General features: G+C 34.4%; 14 protein-coding genes. 5 read left to right on the plus strand and 9 right to left on the minus strand.

The features are described 5' to 3' along the window. Window positions 1-47 precede the first annotated feature (47 nt). The 6 genes from XJ32_RS13255 to XJ32_RS10350 all read right to left on the minus strand — a co-directional run bounded on the left by XJ32_RS13255 (window position 48) and on the right by XJ32_RS10350 (window position 5,818). Window positions 48-176 carry a hypothetical protein gene (locus XJ32_RS13255; protein WP_302475935.1) on the minus strand — a complete coding sequence of 43 codons (129 nt, stop codon included), beginning with the start codon at window positions 174-176 and terminating at the stop codon, window positions 48-50. 137 nt (window positions 177-313) lie between these two features. Continuing rightward, a complete protein-coding gene (locus tag XJ32_RS12075) occupies window positions 314-490 on the minus strand; it encodes a hypothetical protein (RefSeq protein WP_155761516.1) in 177 nt (58 codons plus the stop codon). Window positions 491-618: 128 nt separating this feature from the next. Continuing rightward, window positions 619-1,047 (minus strand): hypothetical protein, encoded by a 429-nt coding sequence (locus XJ32_RS10335; RefSeq protein ID WP_077387943.1) that lies wholly within the window; start codon window positions 1,045-1,047, stop codon window positions 619-621. A gap of 5 nt (window positions 1,048-1,052) precedes the next feature. Continuing rightward, window positions 1,053-3,392, minus strand: a complete 2,340-nt coding sequence (locus XJ32_RS13015; protein ID WP_077389587.1) for a putative barnase/colicin E5 family endoribonuclease — start codon at window positions 3,390-3,392, stop codon at window positions 1,053-1,055. Continuing rightward, a complete protein-coding gene (locus XJ32_RS10345) occupies window positions 3,367-4,350 on the minus strand; it encodes a putative barnase/colicin E5 family endoribonuclease (RefSeq protein ID WP_077389590.1) in 984 nt (327 codons plus the stop codon). The genes XJ32_RS13015 and XJ32_RS10345 overlap by 26 nt, the downstream gene beginning before the upstream one ends. Continuing rightward, window positions 4,313-5,818: an LPD3 domain-containing protein gene (locus XJ32_RS10350; RefSeq protein ID WP_077389593.1), complete on the minus strand. Its 1,506-nt coding sequence runs from the start codon at window positions 5,816-5,818 to the stop codon at window positions 4,313-4,315. The genes XJ32_RS10345 and XJ32_RS10350 overlap by 38 nt, the downstream gene beginning before the upstream one ends. Window positions 5,819-7,274: 1,456 nt before the next feature. On the opposite strand from XJ32_RS10350, the gene XJ32_RS10355 reads away from it, so the two are divergent. Then, complete coding sequence (locus XJ32_RS10355; RefSeq protein ID WP_077389596.1) at window positions 7,275-9,461, plus strand: autotransporter outer membrane beta-barrel domain-containing protein; 2,187 nt, start codon at window positions 7,275-7,277, stop codon at window positions 9,459-9,461. A 131-nt stretch (window positions 9,462-9,592) separates the two neighbouring features. Here XJ32_RS10355 and XJ32_RS10360 read toward each other — a convergent pair whose 3' ends face one another. Next, on the minus strand, window positions 9,593-11,824 hold the full coding sequence (locus XJ32_RS10360) for a TonB-dependent receptor domain-containing protein (RefSeq protein WP_077389599.1): 2,232 nt from the start codon (window positions 11,822-11,824) through the stop codon (window positions 9,593-9,595). Between the two features lie 286 nt (window positions 11,825-12,110). On the opposite strand from XJ32_RS10360, the gene XJ32_RS10365 reads away from it, so the two are divergent. The 3 genes from XJ32_RS10365 (at window position 12,111) to XJ32_RS10375 (ending at window position 17,295) form a co-directional block, all read left to right on the plus strand. Beyond that, window positions 12,111-13,034 carry a catalase family peroxidase gene (locus tag XJ32_RS10365; RefSeq protein ID WP_167620021.1) on the plus strand — a complete coding sequence of 308 codons (924 nt, stop codon included), beginning with the start codon at window positions 12,111-12,113 and terminating at the stop codon, window positions 13,032-13,034. 222 nt (window positions 13,035-13,256) lie between these two features. Continuing rightward, the gene (locus tag XJ32_RS10370) at window positions 13,257-16,787 is read left to right on the plus strand and encodes a bifunctional proline dehydrogenase/L-glutamate gamma-semialdehyde dehydrogenase (protein WP_254422539.1); all 3,531 of its coding nucleotides are present in this window, start codon (window positions 13,257-13,259) and stop codon (window positions 16,785-16,787) included. A gap of 34 nt (window positions 16,788-16,821) precedes the next feature. Continuing rightward, window positions 16,822-17,295, plus strand: coding sequence for a peroxiredoxin (locus XJ32_RS10375; RefSeq protein ID WP_077390346.1), 474 nt, complete (start codon window positions 16,822-16,824; stop codon window positions 17,293-17,295). 247 nt (window positions 17,296-17,542) lie between these two features. Here XJ32_RS10375 and aroQ read toward each other — a convergent pair whose 3' ends face one another. Next, complete coding sequence (gene aroQ, locus XJ32_RS10380) at window positions 17,543-18,043, minus strand: type II 3-dehydroquinate dehydratase (protein ID WP_004088046.1); 501 nt, start codon at window positions 18,041-18,043, stop codon at window positions 17,543-17,545. Window positions 18,044-18,188: 145 nt separating this feature from the next. Here aroQ and XJ32_RS10385 point away from each other — a divergent pair, with 145 nt between their 5' ends. Next, on the plus strand, window positions 18,189-19,712 hold the full coding sequence (locus tag XJ32_RS10385; protein WP_077389605.1) for a zinc-binding metallopeptidase family protein: 1,524 nt from the start codon (window positions 18,189-18,191) through the stop codon (window positions 19,710-19,712). A gap of 36 nt (window positions 19,713-19,748) precedes the next feature. On the opposite strand, the gene bioD is transcribed toward XJ32_RS10385, so the two are convergent. Beyond that, window positions 19,749-20,375: a dethiobiotin synthase gene (gene bioD, locus XJ32_RS10390; RefSeq protein ID WP_077389578.1), complete on the minus strand. Its 627-nt coding sequence runs from the start codon at window positions 20,373-20,375 to the stop codon at window positions 19,749-19,751. Between the last annotated feature and the right edge of the window lie 187 nt (window positions 20,376-20,562).

The following is a 20,562-nucleotide window of genomic DNA, read 5'->3' on the forward strand; positions in this document are numbered from 1 at the left end:
ACATTATGGTATTGTTTATTTGAAAAGATTGTTGAGCATAAACAATTCTACTCACCAAATGCTTCTTTATAGTTCTGTGCCTCTCTTTGCAGAAGCTTTAAAAGATTTATATCGCCTTTGTATTTTGTCTGCAAAATTGAACGCATTGTAGGAATATCATCACAACCTTGTGCCATTTTTTCAAGTTCGCTTATCCGTTGTTCATCATAAGGCTCTTCTCCACCTATATGAATACATTCACAGCTTTTATTGATAAAGTCATTAACTTCTTTGTTTTGCGTATAAGGAATTTGAATATATCCATAGCTTGCTTTTACTCCATCTTTTTCTTGCTTAAATCTTGTAAAACTTGCTGTATGGGAGCATTTGGCATATACTTTACAAAACTATCTAAGGCATCTTTATATATTTGACTATCTTTCATCTTAGCTTCTATAAAGTCGAAATTCTCTTGGAATTTCTTTAAAGTGAGATTTTTTGTTTGTATCATTTTAAATCCTTTTTTTGTGGTATAATTCGAGTATCTTTAAGCCTTGCTATATGTTTTAACTCAATACTACTAGAGGACATGTAGCTAAACACGCTCTCATAGGGTAGATTGTGAGAGAGAGGTGGGGCTCAAGGGTTTTCTTGCATATATACAATTTTAATCTTATCGCTCATTAACATTTCTTTTAATCGATTTTCTTTTTTGTCAAAGTAGTATGTCTTAAAATCTATATTTCCAACAGAATCTATCCCTATTCCAAACAGATTTATTAGCTTTTTATCATTATCAAAAAATGGCTTATAGAAATACACACTAGGGCTACTTTGTCCTTCTCGTGCTTGTTCTACGATAAATAAAGGGTCTTTAAAGGTTTTAAAGAAGCCACCTTTTATATTGTCTCTGTTTGTATTGTAAGTGTTCTCTCTAAAATGTTTCCACGCATAAGAGATAGACACTTTTACATCTTTATATGGCGTTTTAATAAAGCCTATATTACCTTTAACCATTTCAAATTGCCCCTTAAACTCATCAAAGTTTCTAAACTCTGCTTGCGGCATTGTCTCTACTTTTTACCATTTTGCAAGGCAGATTCTATGGCTTTTGCTAACTCTTTGTTAAATATTTCATTACTCAAGCTATTTATTTCCTTTTTGCCTTTTAAAAAATCTCTAGGATTAAACTTTTGCATTATTTTAGCAAACATAGCTGGATTATTCTCACTCAAAGATTTGTAGTCTTGTTGTATGCTTTTAATAGCTAGTGTAGCGTATCTTTGTGCGGATTTATTCTTATAAATCTTGCTTACCGCCTTGCTTCCTATCGCTCCACCTAGCAATCCCAACGCAAATTTTTCAGGGCTAAAGGTGAGATTCCCATTCTCATCAGTCTCAATTCCTGCTGCACTGCCACTTAAGACTCCAGCTCCTAAATGTTGCGGATTAGCATACATGATATTAGGGCTGTTTTCATTAAAATATTTATGTGTAGATTCTTTATTCTTTGGTTTAGTCTTTGTAATATTGCCTTTTGTATCTGTATAGCTTCCTTTATTGTCAATATGCTTTATTTGGTTAGGATTAAATATAGCTATGGTATCACTTATTTCTTTACTTCTGCCATATCTCTCATCACGCACATTCTTATAAATAACACTATCAAATGGCTTTCCACTCTCTTTAGCTTCATCTAGTGCTTTTCTTATAGCTAAATCAAAATATTGTTCCCCTTTATAAATCTTATCTGCTAATTCACTTCTATCTACAAAGTCTTTACCTTGAAAGTCTATGACTAAAGGATTTTTAGCATTTAAGAATACTTTATAGATTCCATTATCACTATTTGGTAATTCTTTTGTATAGCTTAGGGCAACATTATGAGAGCTAGAGAAAAATCTAGCAGGATAGTTTGTTCCTGTATCATCTGTATGTTTTGGGGTGAGTATTTCTTTATTGCCTATGCTTTCTCTTGTGCCATGATAAAACACTTTAGGTATTCCATTTTCATCTTTTGTTAAAGGACTAGAATCTTTATGCCACTCTAGTAAATCTTTTGCCTTTTTCTCATCGTAATTAAACTTTTGCATAGTAGATTCTAGTGTTTGTTGTGGTATAATGTTGTTGTCGGTTGCGTTAAAAGTCTGTAACGCATTAAGGCTTTCATCAGCAGAAATAGTTTTGTTAGCACCGATTTTTTCTAATATATCCGCATGTAAATTTTTAGCTTCATAACTTGTTATTACCCATTGATTATCGCCTTTATTATGCCAACCTTTACTTAATCCTACTAAAAATACTTTGTTATCTTTTTGTAAGTAAAGCGTATTTACGCCATTTTCGGTAAGCAATTTGCCATTTTGTATAATCTCATTTATACCATTTATAAGTTTTTGTTCTTCTGTATTTCCGCTAAAACTTGAAAACTCATCGCCATGCTTCTCAATAATCTTAACAAGTCCATAGCCTTTTGCATGTTGTCCGCTGCCTTCAACTTCTCCCCAAACTAAATCAATATCCCCTAATTCTTTACGATGAAATGCCCCTGCGACTTGTCCTTTATACTCACCTTTAGCTCCGCTTTCTTTATGTGCTTGTGCTTCATTTATGAGTTTTTGTATAGCAGATTCCCCACTATGATAATGCTCGGCATAATTTGTGCCAAATTCTTTTATGGGTTTAATGTTGAGTGCATTCTCTATTGCTTCACGCATAAGAGTATCAAAGCCATTAAAGTCATCATCTTGGTTATTTAGACTTCTTTGCTTTAGAATAGAGAAATGTTCTCTTGTGTTAAATTCTCTACCATCATAGCTAAATGTATGATTTTCCGGTATATAGACTTCTTGTGTGGTAGCTAGTTTATCTTTTCTTTGTTTGATTAGATTTCTTGTCTTTTCTATCTCATTTGCAAAAAAGCTAAGATTAGTTTGTAGTTTATCCATTTGCTTTTGTGCTTGTTTGCTTGATAAATCTTTCTTTTCTAGCTCATTTATTTGTGTTTTAATGGATTCTAGTTTTTCTAATGCGTTTTGCTTTTCTTTCTCAAATATGCCTATTTCTTTGTGCAGCTTTTCTTTTGCTTTCTTTTCTTGTGTGATTAGTTTTTGTGTTTCTTTGCGTTTAGATTCTATATCTTTGTGTTGTTGTAGTAATTCTTTTGTCTCTGCTACACTTTTGCCGCTTTTTCTTGCTTGTTTAACTATTTCTTGTGGGGTTTGTGGTATAATGTCCTTTGAGTTTAAAGGGAGACTCGCCCCTTTAGTAGAATCGTTAGCGGGTGCTGTCTTAGCGGTTTTCTCTATATTATCATCAAACGCAGTTACTATCCACTTATTTTCCCCTTGTTTATTAAATCCTTTATTTATACCAACTTTAAATCCGTTATATTCTATTGTTATAGGCTTCATCTCTGCCTTGTCGCTTTACTACTTCCCCATCTTGTATAATCTTATCTAGCTCTTTTGCTATGTCCTCAAACTCATCGCCGTGCTTCTCAATAATCTTAGCAAGTCCATAGCCCTTTGTATTTTTACCTTTTCCTTTAACTTGTCCCCAAACTAAATTAATATCGCCTAATTCTTTACGATAAAATGCCCCTGCCACTTGTCCTTCTTTTTCTGCCATAAGCTTTTGAATAGCTTCTTGTCCTTTTCTGTAAAACTCCGCATAGTTTTTTCCAAACTCTGCTATTGGTGTTATATCTAAAAGTGCTTCTATTTGCTCTCTGTGATATTCTAATTCTCCAAGTCTTTTTTTGAATGTTTTGTCTTTAACTGCATAGTCATATCCCATTTTCTTTCCAATACCCCCAATCATATTAACAGGATAAAGATTTAATGCTTTTTCTATACTTGAACTAGCGGCATCTTCAAAAAAACTTTCTACATCACCAAATCTTTCTTTAAATACTTCAGGTTTTCTCGTATAATTATCCAAAACGCCCATAAGCCATTTATCAACTTTAGGATATTTTTCCCTTAAGCCTCTTGGTATTTGTAAGTAGTCTATCTCTATGTTTAAAACATCAGCTTGTCTCACTTTCGTAACATATTCATTTTTATTAAAAGTGTTACTTGAGACATCTCGTATTCCTTTGCCCTCTCTTAAATCCTGCTTTATTTCATTGAATCTTTTTAGCGCATCTTCTTCTGTGTGATACCATGTGCCAACACCATTTAAAAAATATTGTCTCTCACCTCTATCAAATATCTCGGCTAATTCATCATATAGACTTTGCCTTTCTGCTTGAAGATTTTCAATTTGCTTAATATCATCAGGGTGGTGTGGCATATTAGCTAGTGTTTCGATTTGTGTTTTCTCTTTTGGCTTATCTATGCTTTTGTGATTGTGTGAATGGATAGTCATCAAGCAATTTAGTTTGTATTTTTTCTATTGCTTCAAGTGCTTCATCACAAGCTTTAAAATCATCAATAATGTCTAAAGCAGCACGATTGAGAGAGTTTTTGACTTGTTCTGTTGCAGCTACATAATCATCATATTTGATTGATACATTATCTCTAACTTCATTAAGGTGTTTAAGTGCTGCATAAACTTCTTCTCCATTATCGCTGTATTCAAGTTTTGCATGTTTCATAAACCATAGGTCGTCTTTAAGGTCATATTGATATAAGAAATCATCTATTAGATTTGTGTATTCTTTTGCCTGTGTTAAAGATTCATTACTGCTTTTTTCACCACTTGCCCTTGTTGTTTCTTTTTGTGTTACAGGTTCTTGTGTGCTTTTAGATTCTTTGCTTAACTCTTTTTGTGTTGGCATATCTCTTTGCTGAAATAATTCTTGTAAGTCTTTATTTGCCTTGTTGAGAAGTTCTGCCTCTTTTTCTGTGGCTTGTTTAAACAGACTTTTTACTTCTTTTTCTATTTTCTTATCAGTAAATCTTATGTTTAGTTTTTCTAAAAATTCTTTAGGTTTTTTACTATTTGGGTGAGGGGTAAGTATATGATATTTTCCCATTGTGTCATTATTTATATATCTTTGAAATATATCTGCTTTAATATCATTTAACACATCATCATAATCGCCATAAAGCCTTAATCCACTCGCTAAATTTTGTATGTTCTTAAAGTCAATATCATAGTAAGCTTTTTTGCTTAATGTATCTAATTCATTTGCAAAATCACTCCATATCCAAAAAAGAGTATCAGCAGTATCATCGAGTGTATTATTAATTTGTTCTTTTGGTGCTGTTTGTGGTATAATCTCACTAACATTTTCTAAGGGCGTAAGAGAAGTGTCGCTCTTTTGTTTAGACTTAGTTAAATGGTCGGCTAAATCTCCATTCGGCACTTGGGCTAAAGGTTTAGTTGATTCTAAACTCTCTAATTCCAAAGTATAAATTCGCCTTGAATCTTTATCTAAACTTTCTTTAACTAAAATCTTTGCATTAGCATTATCATTTACTTGTGAAATAAAAGTGTGTATTTGTATTGCAGGGTCGCCATTCTTTAAATCTTTTGTTGTTGCTTTTTTTGTGGCATTCTTATAAAGGTTTTCTATATCTGCACTAGCTTTAAAATGTTGTTGCAAACTAAAGCCATTTTCTATACTTTTATTAACTGCCTTATCGCTTCCCATTTTCTTAATACTTGTTTTTGACACTTGGGCTGTAATGCCGCTTGATATATTTGTAATGTCTTTATTGAGAATTGGGGTAAGAATAGCGGATAAATTATTTCTTAAGCTTTGTAATTCTTGCAAAGGCTTAGAATCTAACACATTCCTAAACCTATCCACTTCCACTGCTTTATTTTCACTAGGCTTATTATATGGTAATAGCTTTATCTCTTTTGTAGTGTTTTTAAACTCCTGCATAGAATCTAAAAAGTCATTAGTCTTAGCATTAATATCTCTTAAATGTGCTTTTAGGTTAGCATTAGCTTTATATGGCAGTGCTTTTATCTCATTACTTAAAGGTTTAAAGTCTAGCTGTGCTAAAGGCTTATTTAATGCTTTTGTAGTATTTAGAAACTCTTTATAAAGATTATGAAATATAAAATTCTTTATAGCTTGAGAAGTTAAAGGCAGTGTTAGATATGCCTTGCTCGTTTTGTCTTAAGTAGAGATGTAGGCCCTCGCAAGTCTATCACTTACTAATAAATCTTTATTTGCTTTTATGTCTTATGTGGTATTGAATAAGCTAATACTTTACTTGTATTATTAAATTTATTTGTTTGATATGTGGTATTTGTTGTATTTATATTATTTATTTCATGCATAACATTAAACATTAATATCATTAATATTGCTATCATATGTAAAGTTGTCAAATAAGCTAATTTCATTGTTTACTTGTTTATTTTGTTATTAGCTTTAGCTTTATTGTTAAACCTTATTTATGCTATTTTCAAAGCCTATTATAATCCTTTTTATATCGTGTAATATTGTATATTACATGTTTATCATTCCTTATAAAATAGTGTTTATTATTTTTACCTTATCAAAGTATGTTTAGAAGTGTTTGCATGTAAGGTTATTATTGTTTTGCATGTATGCCACACTAAGAGCCAAACATATAAGGCATAAGACAATCAAAGCATACATAAATACTAGCATACGCATTACATATATAATAACATTAATGCTTACGCGTGTTTTCACAAACACCAATGAATCTTTTGCAAAATACAAAGTATGTGTCCCTATTATATAAGACTTTTATGTGTTGGTGTGTTTTGTATTTGTGATTAAGTGTGTTTTTGTGTGTTAAAAAAGTTAAAGTATGTAGAAATGATACAAGCAAATAAATCAAATAACACACCTAGCTAATAGTAAAGATTTAATTTTTAAACCTACTGATAACGACGAAACATTAAGGTTTTAGTTGTGTATGCTTTGATTGGTTTATGCGTGTTTGGCTTTACTTAGTGTTTTATGCGTTTTATTTATCGCGACATTGATTTGATTTCATGGATTTATGATGTGTGGTTTCAAAAATTTTATACTTGAAGTACAGTATAGAAAAGCTACAGAATCTGGATTGCAAAATAACTTAAAAATAAATATGTTTTGCTTTCACCATAAAGGCTCAATATAATAAGAAACCAATTTGAGTTTCTAGTGTTTATCATGTTAATGGCAACAAGTCTAGACACAACGATATTTAATCAGCAACTTTAACAATACTATTTTTATTCACACATGAATGTATAGGAAAATAAGATACACAAAGTTTTAAACAATGTTTCTATTGGTAATCTTTAGCAAACTTTTTTAAAAACATCTTATTATCATAATCATCTGTAAATGCTCATAGATTAGAATCTCTCGCATGAAAAAGGAAGTCGTTATATTAGTCTTATTGTCTTGCCATGCCTTGCACGCAGACTACACGGGGCATTTACCCAGCTCTATTGTGTTGCAAAATGGGGAGAACGCAAGTCATAATCTCACCGCAACATGTGGGAATCAATACTGCTATGTTGGTTTGCCAAGCGCGTTTAATCCAAATGCCTATGATTTTTCCTATTCTACCAATAACGGCACCTCAAGCCTTACCATAAATGCCGCTATGCCACAAGGCACAACGCAAACTCTGTCTATTTTCTATGTTGGGAATCTTAGTGTAGGGAGTAACTCAAAACTTAGTTTAAATGACTTTCATACCCTATCAATACAAAAAGGTTTAACCTTAGGGGCTAATGCGACTTTAGAACTTACACTGCAAAAAGGCAAAAAAATTAATGCAAGCGAGTTTGGTCCATCATCAAAAGTTATATTTTCACGCAATGCTGATTTGACTTTACATAGTGGTGCTTTATTGAATGCAACCAATATGGACTTTTTTATCATAGATTCTAAAACCACTATCCATAGTGGTGCGACTTTGAAAGTGGAATCTAGCACAATAAGAATACAGAATGTGGTAAAAAATAGTGGCACATTAGAGCTAAATGGAGTTGTATGGAATGTTGGACAAAGCACAAACGGCATAGACCTTGCAACTTCACGCTTTAGTAATACTGAAGGCAATGTAAAAGTTAATGGAGATTTTAATAATGGTGGTAAGCCAACAGCAGACACGATAGCTGGTAGCTTTTGGCAGAATGACGCGCCAAGCCCTGGTGGCGGGGATCTCATCAATTATGGTGGCACTATACACATTACAGGAAAGCTTATAAATCAGCAAGGGGTAGAGGGAAGTAGGACACAAAATTCTAGTGTGCAAATCTATGGCGGAAAGATTAAGGTTGATGGTGGCATGACAAATGATGCAAATAGCACATTAATCTTTGGTGCATATAAGGGACAAATGGGGCAGCTAGAAGGCAATCTTACAAATAATGGTAAAGTAGTCGTTGATACTGCCGGTGTGGCTATGGGCAGCCATAGTCTTATTACAGGGCAAGTAAGTGGCGATACGAAGTTTGATATTATCTTTAGGGGTGGGGCAAATGAATTTATCGGTGCAAATGTTGTAAATGGTGCTTTAGAAATCAAGGCAGATTCCGCAAAGATACAAGATTTTCAGCACACGCTTACAGATAATGAAAAAAGCATGATAAACGCACTTGATAAGCAGATGAATGGAATCTATACCTATGGTGGCAGCTCTCTTTTAAGAAATGTCGCTAGAGATTCTGTAAATGGCGTGGCAAACTCATTTATTAATGCACCTTTAGCGATTTTAGATTCTATGCAAACTCATGGTGCAGATTTTTCTCATACACAAGGCTTTAGTATAGGGGCATTTGGTGGCGGTATTATGAGTGAGAGTATGGGCGGTGTGATGAGTGGCGTTAAGGCTAGTTATAACACAAGTTTATACTCCCATTTACTTGCAACACATTTTGCCTATGGATATGGCTCGATGAATCAGCATTTTGAAACTTATAAGGGCACATTTCAAAGCCATGCATTAAGTTTTTCTCTCATGGATAGAATCTTATTAGAAAAAATCAATATCGATATAGGCTTGCATGGGACATTTGGCTTTTTTGCAACAAGAGATATGTTGCAGTTTTCTAGCACAAACACAGCTTTTAATAGCGATTTTAACGCGTATAATCTCAACGCAAATGTAAATATAAGCTATCCATTTATTTTTCAAAGCTTCTCCATAGCCCCAGTTGCAGGGCTTAGACAAAGCATAATCACACAAAGCCCATATCAAAATAACAAAGCTCTAGAGATACAGAGTAATGGCTATACAAACCATATCACAAGCATGATTTTAGGGCTAAATCTAGCATATAATCTCAATCAAGTAAGCACATTTTTTATAAACTTAGCATACGAACCGATACTCTATCATGCACAAAAAAGCACAAGTGTTATATTAAATCAGCAAAATCTCACCTTTGACACACTATCATCACTTCATACATTTAACATGCAAATGGGTGCAAACTGGCAGATAAATAGCAATATGAAAACAAGTCTTAATGCTTTTTATAAGGCAGATATGAGTAGTAGTCATATCTTTGGTGTGCAAGCAAACTTTGGATATGAGTTTTAACTTTGCCTTTAGACTTTATTATTATTGTGTGAGATTGCTATCTGCTACTAAGCTAACCATTAAGCTACAGGGTTAAACACTTGCAATAATTGTAGGTATCATTTTAACTCATGCTACAATCATAATAGAATCTAAAAATCCATATTTACACTAAACCAATATCTTCTGCCTTCGGCAATGTAGTTATACATATTACCAACTAGTGCATTGCCGGTGTAGTTATTTCCGCCACCACCGCTAGTCTCCCAACCATATTGTCTATAATCTGCGAAGTTTTTATCTAAAAGGTTATAGATAGCAAAATTTACTTTAAATTTCTCATTAATTCTATAAGTAGCCCCTAAATGTAAAAGCATAAAAGGTTTATAATATGCCCCTAGCACTTGCTGTTGTGCTGCATCTGTGCCCGGTCTCAAACCTCTAAAGCGATTACCTTGCACTTCACTCCGTAAATATACATGTAAATCTTCCCATGTATAGCCAAGCTTTGCGTTAAATCTATGGTCTAGCGTGTCTGTGAGTGGTGCACCTTTGAGATTGCCTGTTAGTTGCTCACTGCTTGTAAAAGTATAACTCACATCAAAATTCACCCCATAAAGTGGCTTTATCCCCGCATAGAGTTCTACACCTTGTATATAGGATTTATCGACATTGATCGCACGAGAGCAACCTCTAGTGAATTCCGCACTACCACATATACTTGCATTTGCTTGACTAGCTAAAGTCTCCGAGCTAATCTTATCCCAAAAGAGACTATAAAAATAGGTGATTCCAGATTCAAAATAGTCATTATCTGTAAGAGCGGTTAGCTCAAAGCTTAAACTTGTTTCAGGTTTTAGGTTTGGATTCCCTAAAAATGCGAGTTGCCCTTGTGCGCCAAAACCATATTGTCCATCTATGAGCTGATTAAGATATGGTGCTTTATACCCCATACTTACGCCACCTTTAAGCGTTAGCCAATCAGGGATTGCCTCATAAACCAAATATGCCTTTGGCGAAGTGTTAAAACCAAAGCGTGAGTTATAATCTTCCCTTAGCCCTAAAGTAAAACGAAATCCATCAAAGGCTTCCCATTCATTTTCTGCAAAAAGGGCGAGAGTGTGCTGTGAAAACTGACTAGGCTTTGCTACCATATCCTGCATCCATGAAAACCAGTATTGCGCCCCAACGCTTAGATAGTTTTCATAAGGCAGGTCGATAAAGCCTTTTGATTCTAGAATCACATCTTTACCAGCTATTTGTCGTGGATTATTGGGCTTTGTATTTGTCATGCGTCCATCGTTATTACTTTGATTAAACTGCAAAGAATTTTCTATACTCCATGTGCCATAGTTGCCTTTATGTGCGATGATATTGTTGTTTCTACTTACAATATAGGCGTTCGCTGTGCTTGTGTGTTGCCCTAACTGCTCTTTGCTATTATCATACCATTGACTCGCATAACTTGTATCAAAATAAATATGATTATTAGAATCTAGATTCCATAAAAGTCTGCCACCAATATCATAGATATGTGCCATAGTGGGATTACCGATAAAGCCTGCGCTATCGGTTACTATATCGCCTACATTTGGGAATGTTGGTGAGCCTGCGCTATTATTCGGCTTATTTTGTGTAATTGTATATTGATATTTTACATCGGAGGGTTCTCTAAAGTAGTAACGAGCCCTTAGCTGCAGCCCAAGTTTATCCTTAATAATAGGTGCGACACCAAAGAGATTTAGCATGTAGCCAGAGCCATATTGTCTGTCTTCATTTTGCGTTGTTTCTAGCCCGATATTCACAGCGTATTTATCAAAACTCTTTTTTGTAATGATATTAATCACACCGCCAATCGCATCACTCCCATAAAGCGTACTCATAGGACCACGGATAACCTCAATCCTCTCAATCGCACTCAAAGGTGGCATAAAGCTCGTATCAGCCTGACTCCAACCCGCATTTGTCGTATTAATATCCCCTGCGACACTTGTGCGTTTGCCATCGATTAGAATCAAAGTATAGTTTGCTGGCATACCGCGGATAGAAATCTTTAATCCACCTGTTTTTCCTAACTCTGTATTGACATCAATGCCCGGAATATCAGCAATAGCTTCCGCTAAATCCCTATGAGGCTTATTCTCTAACTCTTCTCTGCTAATCACGGTGATAGAAGCGGGAGCATCTTTTAGTAGTTGTTCTGTGCCACGAGCAGTCGTTACGACTTGTTGTAGTTTATAGTTTTTTGCTTCTGTGTTTGTGGTTGATTGTATTTTGTCGTCTTGTGTATCTGCGAGCATAAAGCCAGATAACACCAAAGAGAGTAGAGAATAGTGTGAAATACGCTTCGAGATAACACGATTTTGCATAGATTTTGTTAGCATTAAATATCCTTGTGTTTAAAAATATCATATTGTATCATAATAATTTATAAATTAATAATCAATTGTATTATTTTATTTTAAAATATATAGGAATTATTATTATTTATAGCTTATTATGTCGTAAGTAATACAAACATAATAACACCAGATTTACAGATTTAATATAAAAACATTGTAAGATTTTAGAGTTTTATTTTAATATTAAGGAATGTCAATGTTTTATATGAAAAATGCTACTAAGTTTATCATCTCAAAATTCTTTGTTAGCACTCTGCTTGTTAGCACAATGTGTGTTTATGGAAATGATGCAAAGCAATACGATGCGGAAGGTATTGCTGATGTGTTTTATGCGTTGAATGGAGATTCTAAAGATCCACATAAAAAGATTAATCATACAAAAGGCTTTTGTGCGAATGGAGAGTTTATCCCAGCAAATAACATTACAAAAACGCTAAATATACCATTGTTAAAAGAAAAAAGCATTAAGACAGAAGTGCGATATTCACTTGGTGGTGGAAGCAGAGTGGCAAGCGATAAATCAAAGCCTAGAGGCATGGCTTTGAAAATTCAAGGGCAAAAAGATGAATGGGAAATTGTTATGCTAAATACTGAGATTAACTTTGCAAAAAATCCACAGGAATTTGGCGAGTTTTTTGCGATGAGAATCCCAAAAGATGGCAAGGTGGATACTGCCTATATCGCTAAGAGAACAAGCGAGGTCGCATCATACAAAAACTTTGAAGAATATATGAAAAATATCGGTATAACAGGCAGTGTGGCAAATACAATGTATCACAGCATTCACACTTTTTATTTTAAGGATAGTAAGAATAAACTCATTCCGGCAAGATTTAAATTTGTCCCAGCAAATGGCGTAGCCTATCTCAAAGAAAACGAGCTGCAAAAAGTTAGCAATGACTTTTTAGAATCTGATTTTAAAGAAAAGAGCAAAAAAGCCCCGATTGCTTATAAGATGATTCTAGTCCTAGCAAATCCAAAGGATAAAACCGATGATACTACAGCCCTTTGGAGTGGTAAGCACAAGGAAATTGAGGTTGGCACATTGCTTGTAAAACAATATAATGGTGATGTATGTAATGGCGATGTGTTTATGCCAAATGTATTGCCTAATGGTGTAGAAGCTCCAAAAGACCCGCTATTTGAAACACGCAATGATGTATATTCGATCACTTTTGGTAGAAGACAATAAAAATACAAAAATCACACATCAATAAAAGTTTATGTGTGATTGTGAAGTTAGAGACTGCAGGTTTGTATATGATTGGGTGTTGCATAGTAAATAAACTAAAAGCCCTATAAATAAAATATAAATTTTTATATTTTTTACTCTTTATTGCATAACTTTGGGTTACAATATGCGTTTATGCTTAGTTTGAAAGGAGATATTATGCAATCCGTTGATAATAAAGAGATAATTGAGGCAAGTTTGTCCTTAGCAAAGACATTGCAGCACAAAATCAATAGTGATTTAAGTTGTAAAGAAAAAAGATTCCGTAAAAAGATGATGAAAATGCTTGAAAATCCAAGCAGTAAGGTTATGCTTATTGAGTTGCTTGATAGAAGTTTTCGCTCAAAAGATAATGAAATGGCACACGAACTCATCTCGCATACTTTGCAAAAATATGGGATTGCTGATTTTTTCTCTTCGTTTGAAAAGGTATTATTGCAACTATTTTTGGGTATGGGTAAAAGTATGCCGTGTGTGAGTGTGCCTTTTTTCATAAAGAATCTAAAAAAAGATACAAAAGCTATGGTGCTAGATGCCTCGCCTATTGCCCTGAAAAAACATGCAGATAAAAGGGCTAGTGAAAACATTGGCTTAAATGTGAATCTAATCGGTGAAGAGGTGCTTGGGAATCTAGAGTCAAACTATCGTTTGCAAAAGTATGAAGACGCTCTAAACTCAAACTACATTAATTATATCTCTATCAAAATTACAACTATTTTTTCTCAAATCAATATCCTAGATTTTGAATACTCAAAGCGTGAGATAGTAGCAAGGCTTGATAAACTCTATGGCATTGCAGAAGAAAAGCAAAAGGCAGGTATCTCAAAGTTTATTAATCTTGATATGGAAGAGTTTAAGGACTTGGAACTCACGGTGGCAGCCTTTATGGAATCTCTTGCGAAGTTTGATATTAAAGCTGGGATTGTATTACAAGCGTATTTACCAGATTCTTATGAGTATTTAAAAACTTTAGTAGCCTTTTCTAAAGCGAGAGTAGAGAGCGGTAAGCCCCCGATTAAGATTCGCATTGTAAAAGGAGCGAATATGGAGGCTGAAGAGACTATTGCAAGTGTAAAGGGTTGGGAGTTGCCGACATTTAGACAAAAGGTTGATACAGATTCTAACTATAATAAAATGCTTGATTATATCCTGCAAGATTCTAATTTTAAATACATTGATATAGGTATCGCATCGCATAATATCTTTCAAATCGCTTATGCGATGACAAGGATAAATAGGGCAGGGGCGCAAGATAGCTTTACTTTTGAAATGCTTGAGGGTATGAATTTAAAAGCAAGTTTTGAGGTAGCTTCAAGAAATAAGCTTATTTTATACGCCCCGGTATGCGATGATGCGCATTTTAATAATGCTATTGCATATCTTGTAAGGCGACTTGATGAAAATACAGGTAAAGATAACTTTATGCGTTATGCCTTTGATTTAGAGATTGATTCTATTGCGTGGAAACAGCAGGAACAAATCTTTTTACAATCAATCGAGGGTATAAAAAGTGTGCAAGAGACAAGTTATAGGCAGCAAAATAGACTTAAAGCCCCATTTACACAAAAAGCAAATCTTGCTTCTTTCTTTAACGAGCCTGATACTGACTTTATATTGAAACCAAATAGAGAATGGGCGGAGGCGATTAAGACAAAGTGGCTAAATACAGAATCTATTGAGGTTACACCAATAATTGGCGATAAAACTCCAAAAGATAATAAAAGAGAGATTAAGCAAAAAGGCGGCGATAAAGTCATTGCTAATGTGTATTTAGCAAATAAAGATAGTTTAAAAGCGGCTATGGCGTATGTAAAACAAGCACAAAATATACTAAGCTATGAAAAGCTTGGCGAGATTTTGTTGAAAACTGCAGAGATTGTAGCAGAAAGGCGTAATGATTTAATCGGTATAGCAGCCCTTGAAGTGGGTAAAACCTTTGCAGAAACAGACGCTGAGGTAAGTGAGGCGATAGATTTTCTTAGATTCTATCCGCATAGCATGTATAAATTGCTAGAAACACATAAAGATTTTATGCTAAAGCCAAAGGGTGTTGGCGTAGTGATTACGCCGTGGAATTTCCCCGTTGCTATTTCTGTTGGTGGCATTGCCGCTAGTCTTGCTAGTGGGAATAGGGTGATTTATAAGCCATCTAATATTTCTGCTGTTACAGGCAGTATATTAACGCAGTGCTTTTATGATGCGGGACTACCGAAAGATTATCTTGTATTCTTACCTGCAAGTGGCAAGGATGTAAATGAGATTCTATTAAAAGAAGCGGATTTTGCGATTTTAACAGGCGGGGAAGATACGGCTTATGAGATTTTAAAAGAGAATCCAACACTATTTTTAAGTGCTGAAACAGGCGGTAAAAATGCGACTATTGTAAGCAAAATGGCAGATAGAGACCAAGCGGTAAAAAACATTATCCATTCAGCTTTTTCTAACTCTGGGCAGAAATGCAGTGCTACTTCTTTACTCATACTTGAAGAGGAAGTGTATAAAGATGAGCAGTTTAAACGCACATTGATTGATGCGGCAAATAGCCTTCATGTTGGGAATCCATTTGACTTTAAGAATAAGTTAGGGTATCTAAGCAGCACTATTGATGAGAAAGTAAAGCAGGGCTTAGAGTTAGAGCAAGGTGAAGAGTGGGTATTAGCCCCAAGTTTTGAAGATGAAAATCCCTATGCGATGAGACCATGTATTAAATATGGTGTAAAAGAGGGTAGCTATTCACATAAGAGTGAATTTTTCACGCCGATTTTATCAGTTATATGTGCGAAAGATTTAGAGCATGCCATAGATATCGCAAACTCTACTGGATATGGTTTAACAAGCGGTTTTGAATCTCTTGATGAAAGGGAATGGGATTATTATCTAAAGCACATTGAAGCAGGGAATCTTTATATTAATAAATCTACGACAGGGGCGATTGTCCTGCGGCAGCCATTTGGTGGGATTAAAAAGTCAGCAGTTGGCTTTGGCAGAAAGGCTGGAAGTTATAACTATGTGGCACAATTTGTAGATATTATCCCTAATAATAGCACACAAGAAAACACAGATTTAAACACAAATTTACATATGGGGCATAGCTTTATTGATAGTATGCAATATCTTATTAATATTACGCAAGATGAAAGTATTAAAAATGAATTAAAGGCGTTTTTACAAACTGCAAAAAGCTATGCGTATTTCCATGAAAATGAGTTTTTACAAAAAAGGGATTTCGTGCATATAAGGGGAGAAGACAATCTCTTTTACTATGTGCCGGTAAAATCAGTCATTTATCGTGTTAGAAAAGAAGATTCTCTAAGTGATATTTTAAGCGTTATTGCTAGCACTCAATTAATTAGTGCTAAGCTTACTATAAGCCTTAAAGCCACAGAAATGAGTGAATCTTTAGGTTTTGTGCTAGAACATATAAAAACATTGCAGCTAAAAAATATCGCTATTGAGTATCAAAGCCTAGAGCAGTTTATTGAGAGTGCAGGGGAGTATGAGCTTATCCGCTATCTTGAATCGCCGGATAATGAAAATCTTGTATATAAAGAGCTAATAGGGCAGGGCAGGGCGAAAGGAAAGTTAATCGCATATCATAAGCCCTATGCGAATGGATATTTTGAGCTTTTATACTATCATACAGAGCGTGCCGCAAGTATTGCATTCCATAGATATGGGAATCTTGGTAGAAGAGCATTGCAAGGTAATAAATAGATTCTATATATAAGGGAAAAAGATGAGTGAAAAAATGCAGTTAAAAGCAGGAGATACAGCCCCATTATTTAGCTTACCAAATGAAGATAATGTGGTGATTGCTTTAGAGGATTTGCTAGATTATACAATCATTTTATATTTTTATCCAAAGGATAATACGAGTGGCTGCACCACAGAGGCACAAGAGTTTAGCGCATTGCAAGAATCTTTTGAAAAGCATAATGCCATTATTATAGGCATTAGCCCAGATAAACCCGCAACACATAAAAAGTTTATACAAAGCAAGGATTTAAATGTCGTGCTTTTAAGCGATAGTGATAAAAGTGTAGCGATGAAATATCATGCCTATGGTAAGAAGATAATGTATGGTAAAGAAGTGCAGGGGATCTATCGTAGCACTTTTATCATACAAAAAGGAAAAATTATAGAATCTTTTTATAATGTCAAAGCAAAAGGACACGCACAAACAATCCTTACATACCTTACAAATTTAGATAAAAATAAATAGATTCTGTATTTGTTACCATTTTTCTATCTTTTATGTGTAATGAATTTAAATTGAAAGAGAATATAAAGACATAAGATTTTAATAGCACTGAAGAGATAATATTCAAAGCCCTTTAAGCTTTTAAGTATATAGCAATTAAGGGCTTTATGCGACAAATTAAGCTATATGCTATTTAAGGCGATATAAAGCTATCTTAGGTTTTGACAAAAATAACTTTATTTACTCTAGTGCTAATGTTTTTAATACACTAAGATTGCTGTTGTGCTTGTTGCTGACTTTGTTTTAGCATATTGAGTTCATTTATCACATTCATAATAGCAATGAGTGCTAAATGATAGCTTAGTGGTCCAAAGCCAGAGATAATGCCCACACTCACCGCACCAGTTACACTTACTCTGCGTTCAGGCTCTCTTGCATGGATATTGCTTAAATGTGCTTCAATCACAGGCACACCAGATGCTACGATTGCATCGGCTACGCAAATAGAAGTGTGCGTTAAACCACCCGGATTCATAATCACGCCATCATATTCACCACCAACGCATTCTTGCAATTTATCAATTATCTCCCCTTCAAAATTGCTTTGAAAAAACTCAAGCTCTAAAGACTCACCATTTGCACCCTTTTGTGTCGCAGCAAACGCACTCATATTATTATGGATTTGTTCTAGCGTCATAGTCCCATATAGTCTTGGGTCTCTGTGTCCTAACATGTTTAGATTTGGTCCTTGAATGACTAATATTTTCATGTATGCTCCTTATTACAAAGTAAAGGCAAGATTCTATCAAAATTTAAAGGGCTTTTATTAAACAAAAAGATTTATCAAAAATATAATTTTCAAGGTTATAATGTAGTCTTGTTATGAATAAATATTGAACTTTAAGGATAGCATAATGTCTGCAATAAGCTCTTTCACACAGGCAATACTAAATATTTTCTATCAATTAACGACAATCCCGCATGGTAGCTTTAATACAAACGAGATGGCAGCATTTTTAGAATCTTTTGCCAAATCAAATGGCTATGCAATAAAAAAAGATTCTGTTGGCAATATACTTGCATATAAAGAAAATACAGAATCTAGAGTATGTTTTCAATGTCATTATGATATGGTGTGCGTTGGACTTGCAGCACAAAATCTAGCGTTAAATCTTTTGCAAACAAAGAGAAGATACAACAATATCGAGCAAACTTGGCTAAAAGCTCAAGATTCTAGTCTTGGTGCTGATAATGGCATGGGTATGGCGATTATGATGTATTTCATGCAGCAGGGTATTCACGCAGAGTTTCTTTTCACAAATGATGAAGAGGTAGGCATGATAGGGGCAAAAGGGCTAGAGATTCCTATTCAATCTAAGATATTGCTTAATCTTGATTCTGAAGTCTTAGGTGAGATTACTATAAGCTGTGCGGGCGGCTTTGACCTAAATTATCAAAGTGAATTTATCACACAAGAGATTCCGCTAAATTATCATTATTATGTCCTATCTTCAAGGAATTTTGCCGGTGGTCATAGTGGATTAGATATTAATAATCCTTTGCCAAACTATCAAAATGCAATCCTGCAAAGCACATATTTTTTAAATACAGCCTTAAATGAGAGTGAAAAGGATTCCTTATATGTGATTAACTGGAAAGGTGGTGAGAAACGCAACTCAATCCCTATGCACTCAAAGCTAATCATCGCAAGTAAGCAAAAACTAAGTATAGAATCAAATGAATTTTTTGTATTTGAAGAGCTAAAAGAAGAGCATAATGAAATGCTTGATAAAACAAATGAAGTCTTTTTACAAACGCCAAATGGCATAGAGTTTAAGATTCTATACAATCTACTTTTAAGTTTAAATATAGGTGTGCTTGATAGTATAGAAAATGCGGTGCAAAACTCTCGTAGTCTCTCACATATCTCATTTGCAAATGGGAATCTATCTCTTGCTTTCATGGGTCGTGCTAATACAAATGATTTATTGCAAGATAACTTAACTCAACTAAAAAAGATTCTAGAAAAAGAGCAGCCAAAGCAAAAAAAAGAGAGTCTGCAAATAAAAATGAGTGAATATTATGCCCCATGGGAAAAGCAGGATAAAAGCATAGCATCTAGTAGCATAAATAAAACTTTATGTGAAACAGAAGAGATGAAAGATTCATGCAGTCTAAAAGAGATTCTAAAAGCAATGTGTATGAGTATGCAAAAACACACAGAGCCATTCAACATAACGCCAAAAATAGTAGAGTTACACGCAGGGCTTGAGTGTGGAATCTTACTCAAAAGATTTAAAGATTTGGGGCTATCTGATATCATTGCCTTAAGCATTGGTCCATCAATCAACGCACCACATTCTATCAATGAAGAAGTATGGATTGAGAGTGCTGGGGTTATAGTAGCGATCTTGCAAGATTTTATGGAAACGATATAAGTATAATTGATAAAAATGGAGAGAATTTACACATTCTTAAAAGCCATTTGTTAGCAAACCATTCTCTACAAGATAAGGCTGCATAGCATGTTTAAAGTTTAGAATCCTTTGTGTGAAGTCCGTAGTATCAAATGTATCTAAATGTATGATATTAATGCCTGTATATTCATAAATAAACTTATCAACATTCAAGTCAATAACACCATTCATAACAAGGCAGAGAATCTCTATATCACGCTGTTTCAAGGTATTAATGCTCAATATAATATGATTTATTGCCCCAAGATAATATTTACCAACTAAAATCGTTGGTCGCTTGTAGCTTTGCATATAATCTAACATACAGCTATACTCATCAAGCGGGGAAAATAAGCCACCTGCAAGCTCAATTACCACATTATCCCTTGTTGGTAATGCAATATCTAAGCCCTTATATTGCACATTCTCATGTAATTTAGCAATATGTGGTGAAGCCGGTGTTTTAAGACAAATACCCTCACCCAAAACTTCTGTATTAGGGCTAAAACGCTGCACGACTTCACAATCTCTTGGTGTGCCCGCTTGTATAAGCTTAAAATATGCGTAGTTAAAACTCGCACAAAAAGCAGCACTCACATGTGTTTTACCAACATCAGTATGTATTCCGCTTATATAAATTTGCATACTATCCCTTTAACTTTGAAGTATTCTCACATGGGAGTGTAGCAAATATTCTCTAAATCATATAAACAGATTGCCATGTCTAAGCATAAAATGTAAAAAACCTTTATATATTAAGAATAGATCGCGATTTTTAAGCATACACTACTTACATATAAAAAGTCCTTATTTCAATTGAAATTGCGATTAC

Source organism: Helicobacter bilis, from assembly GCF_001999985.1.
GTDB classification, from domain to species: Bacteria; Campylobacterota; Campylobacteria; order Campylobacterales; family Helicobacteraceae; genus Helicobacter_A; species Helicobacter_A rappini.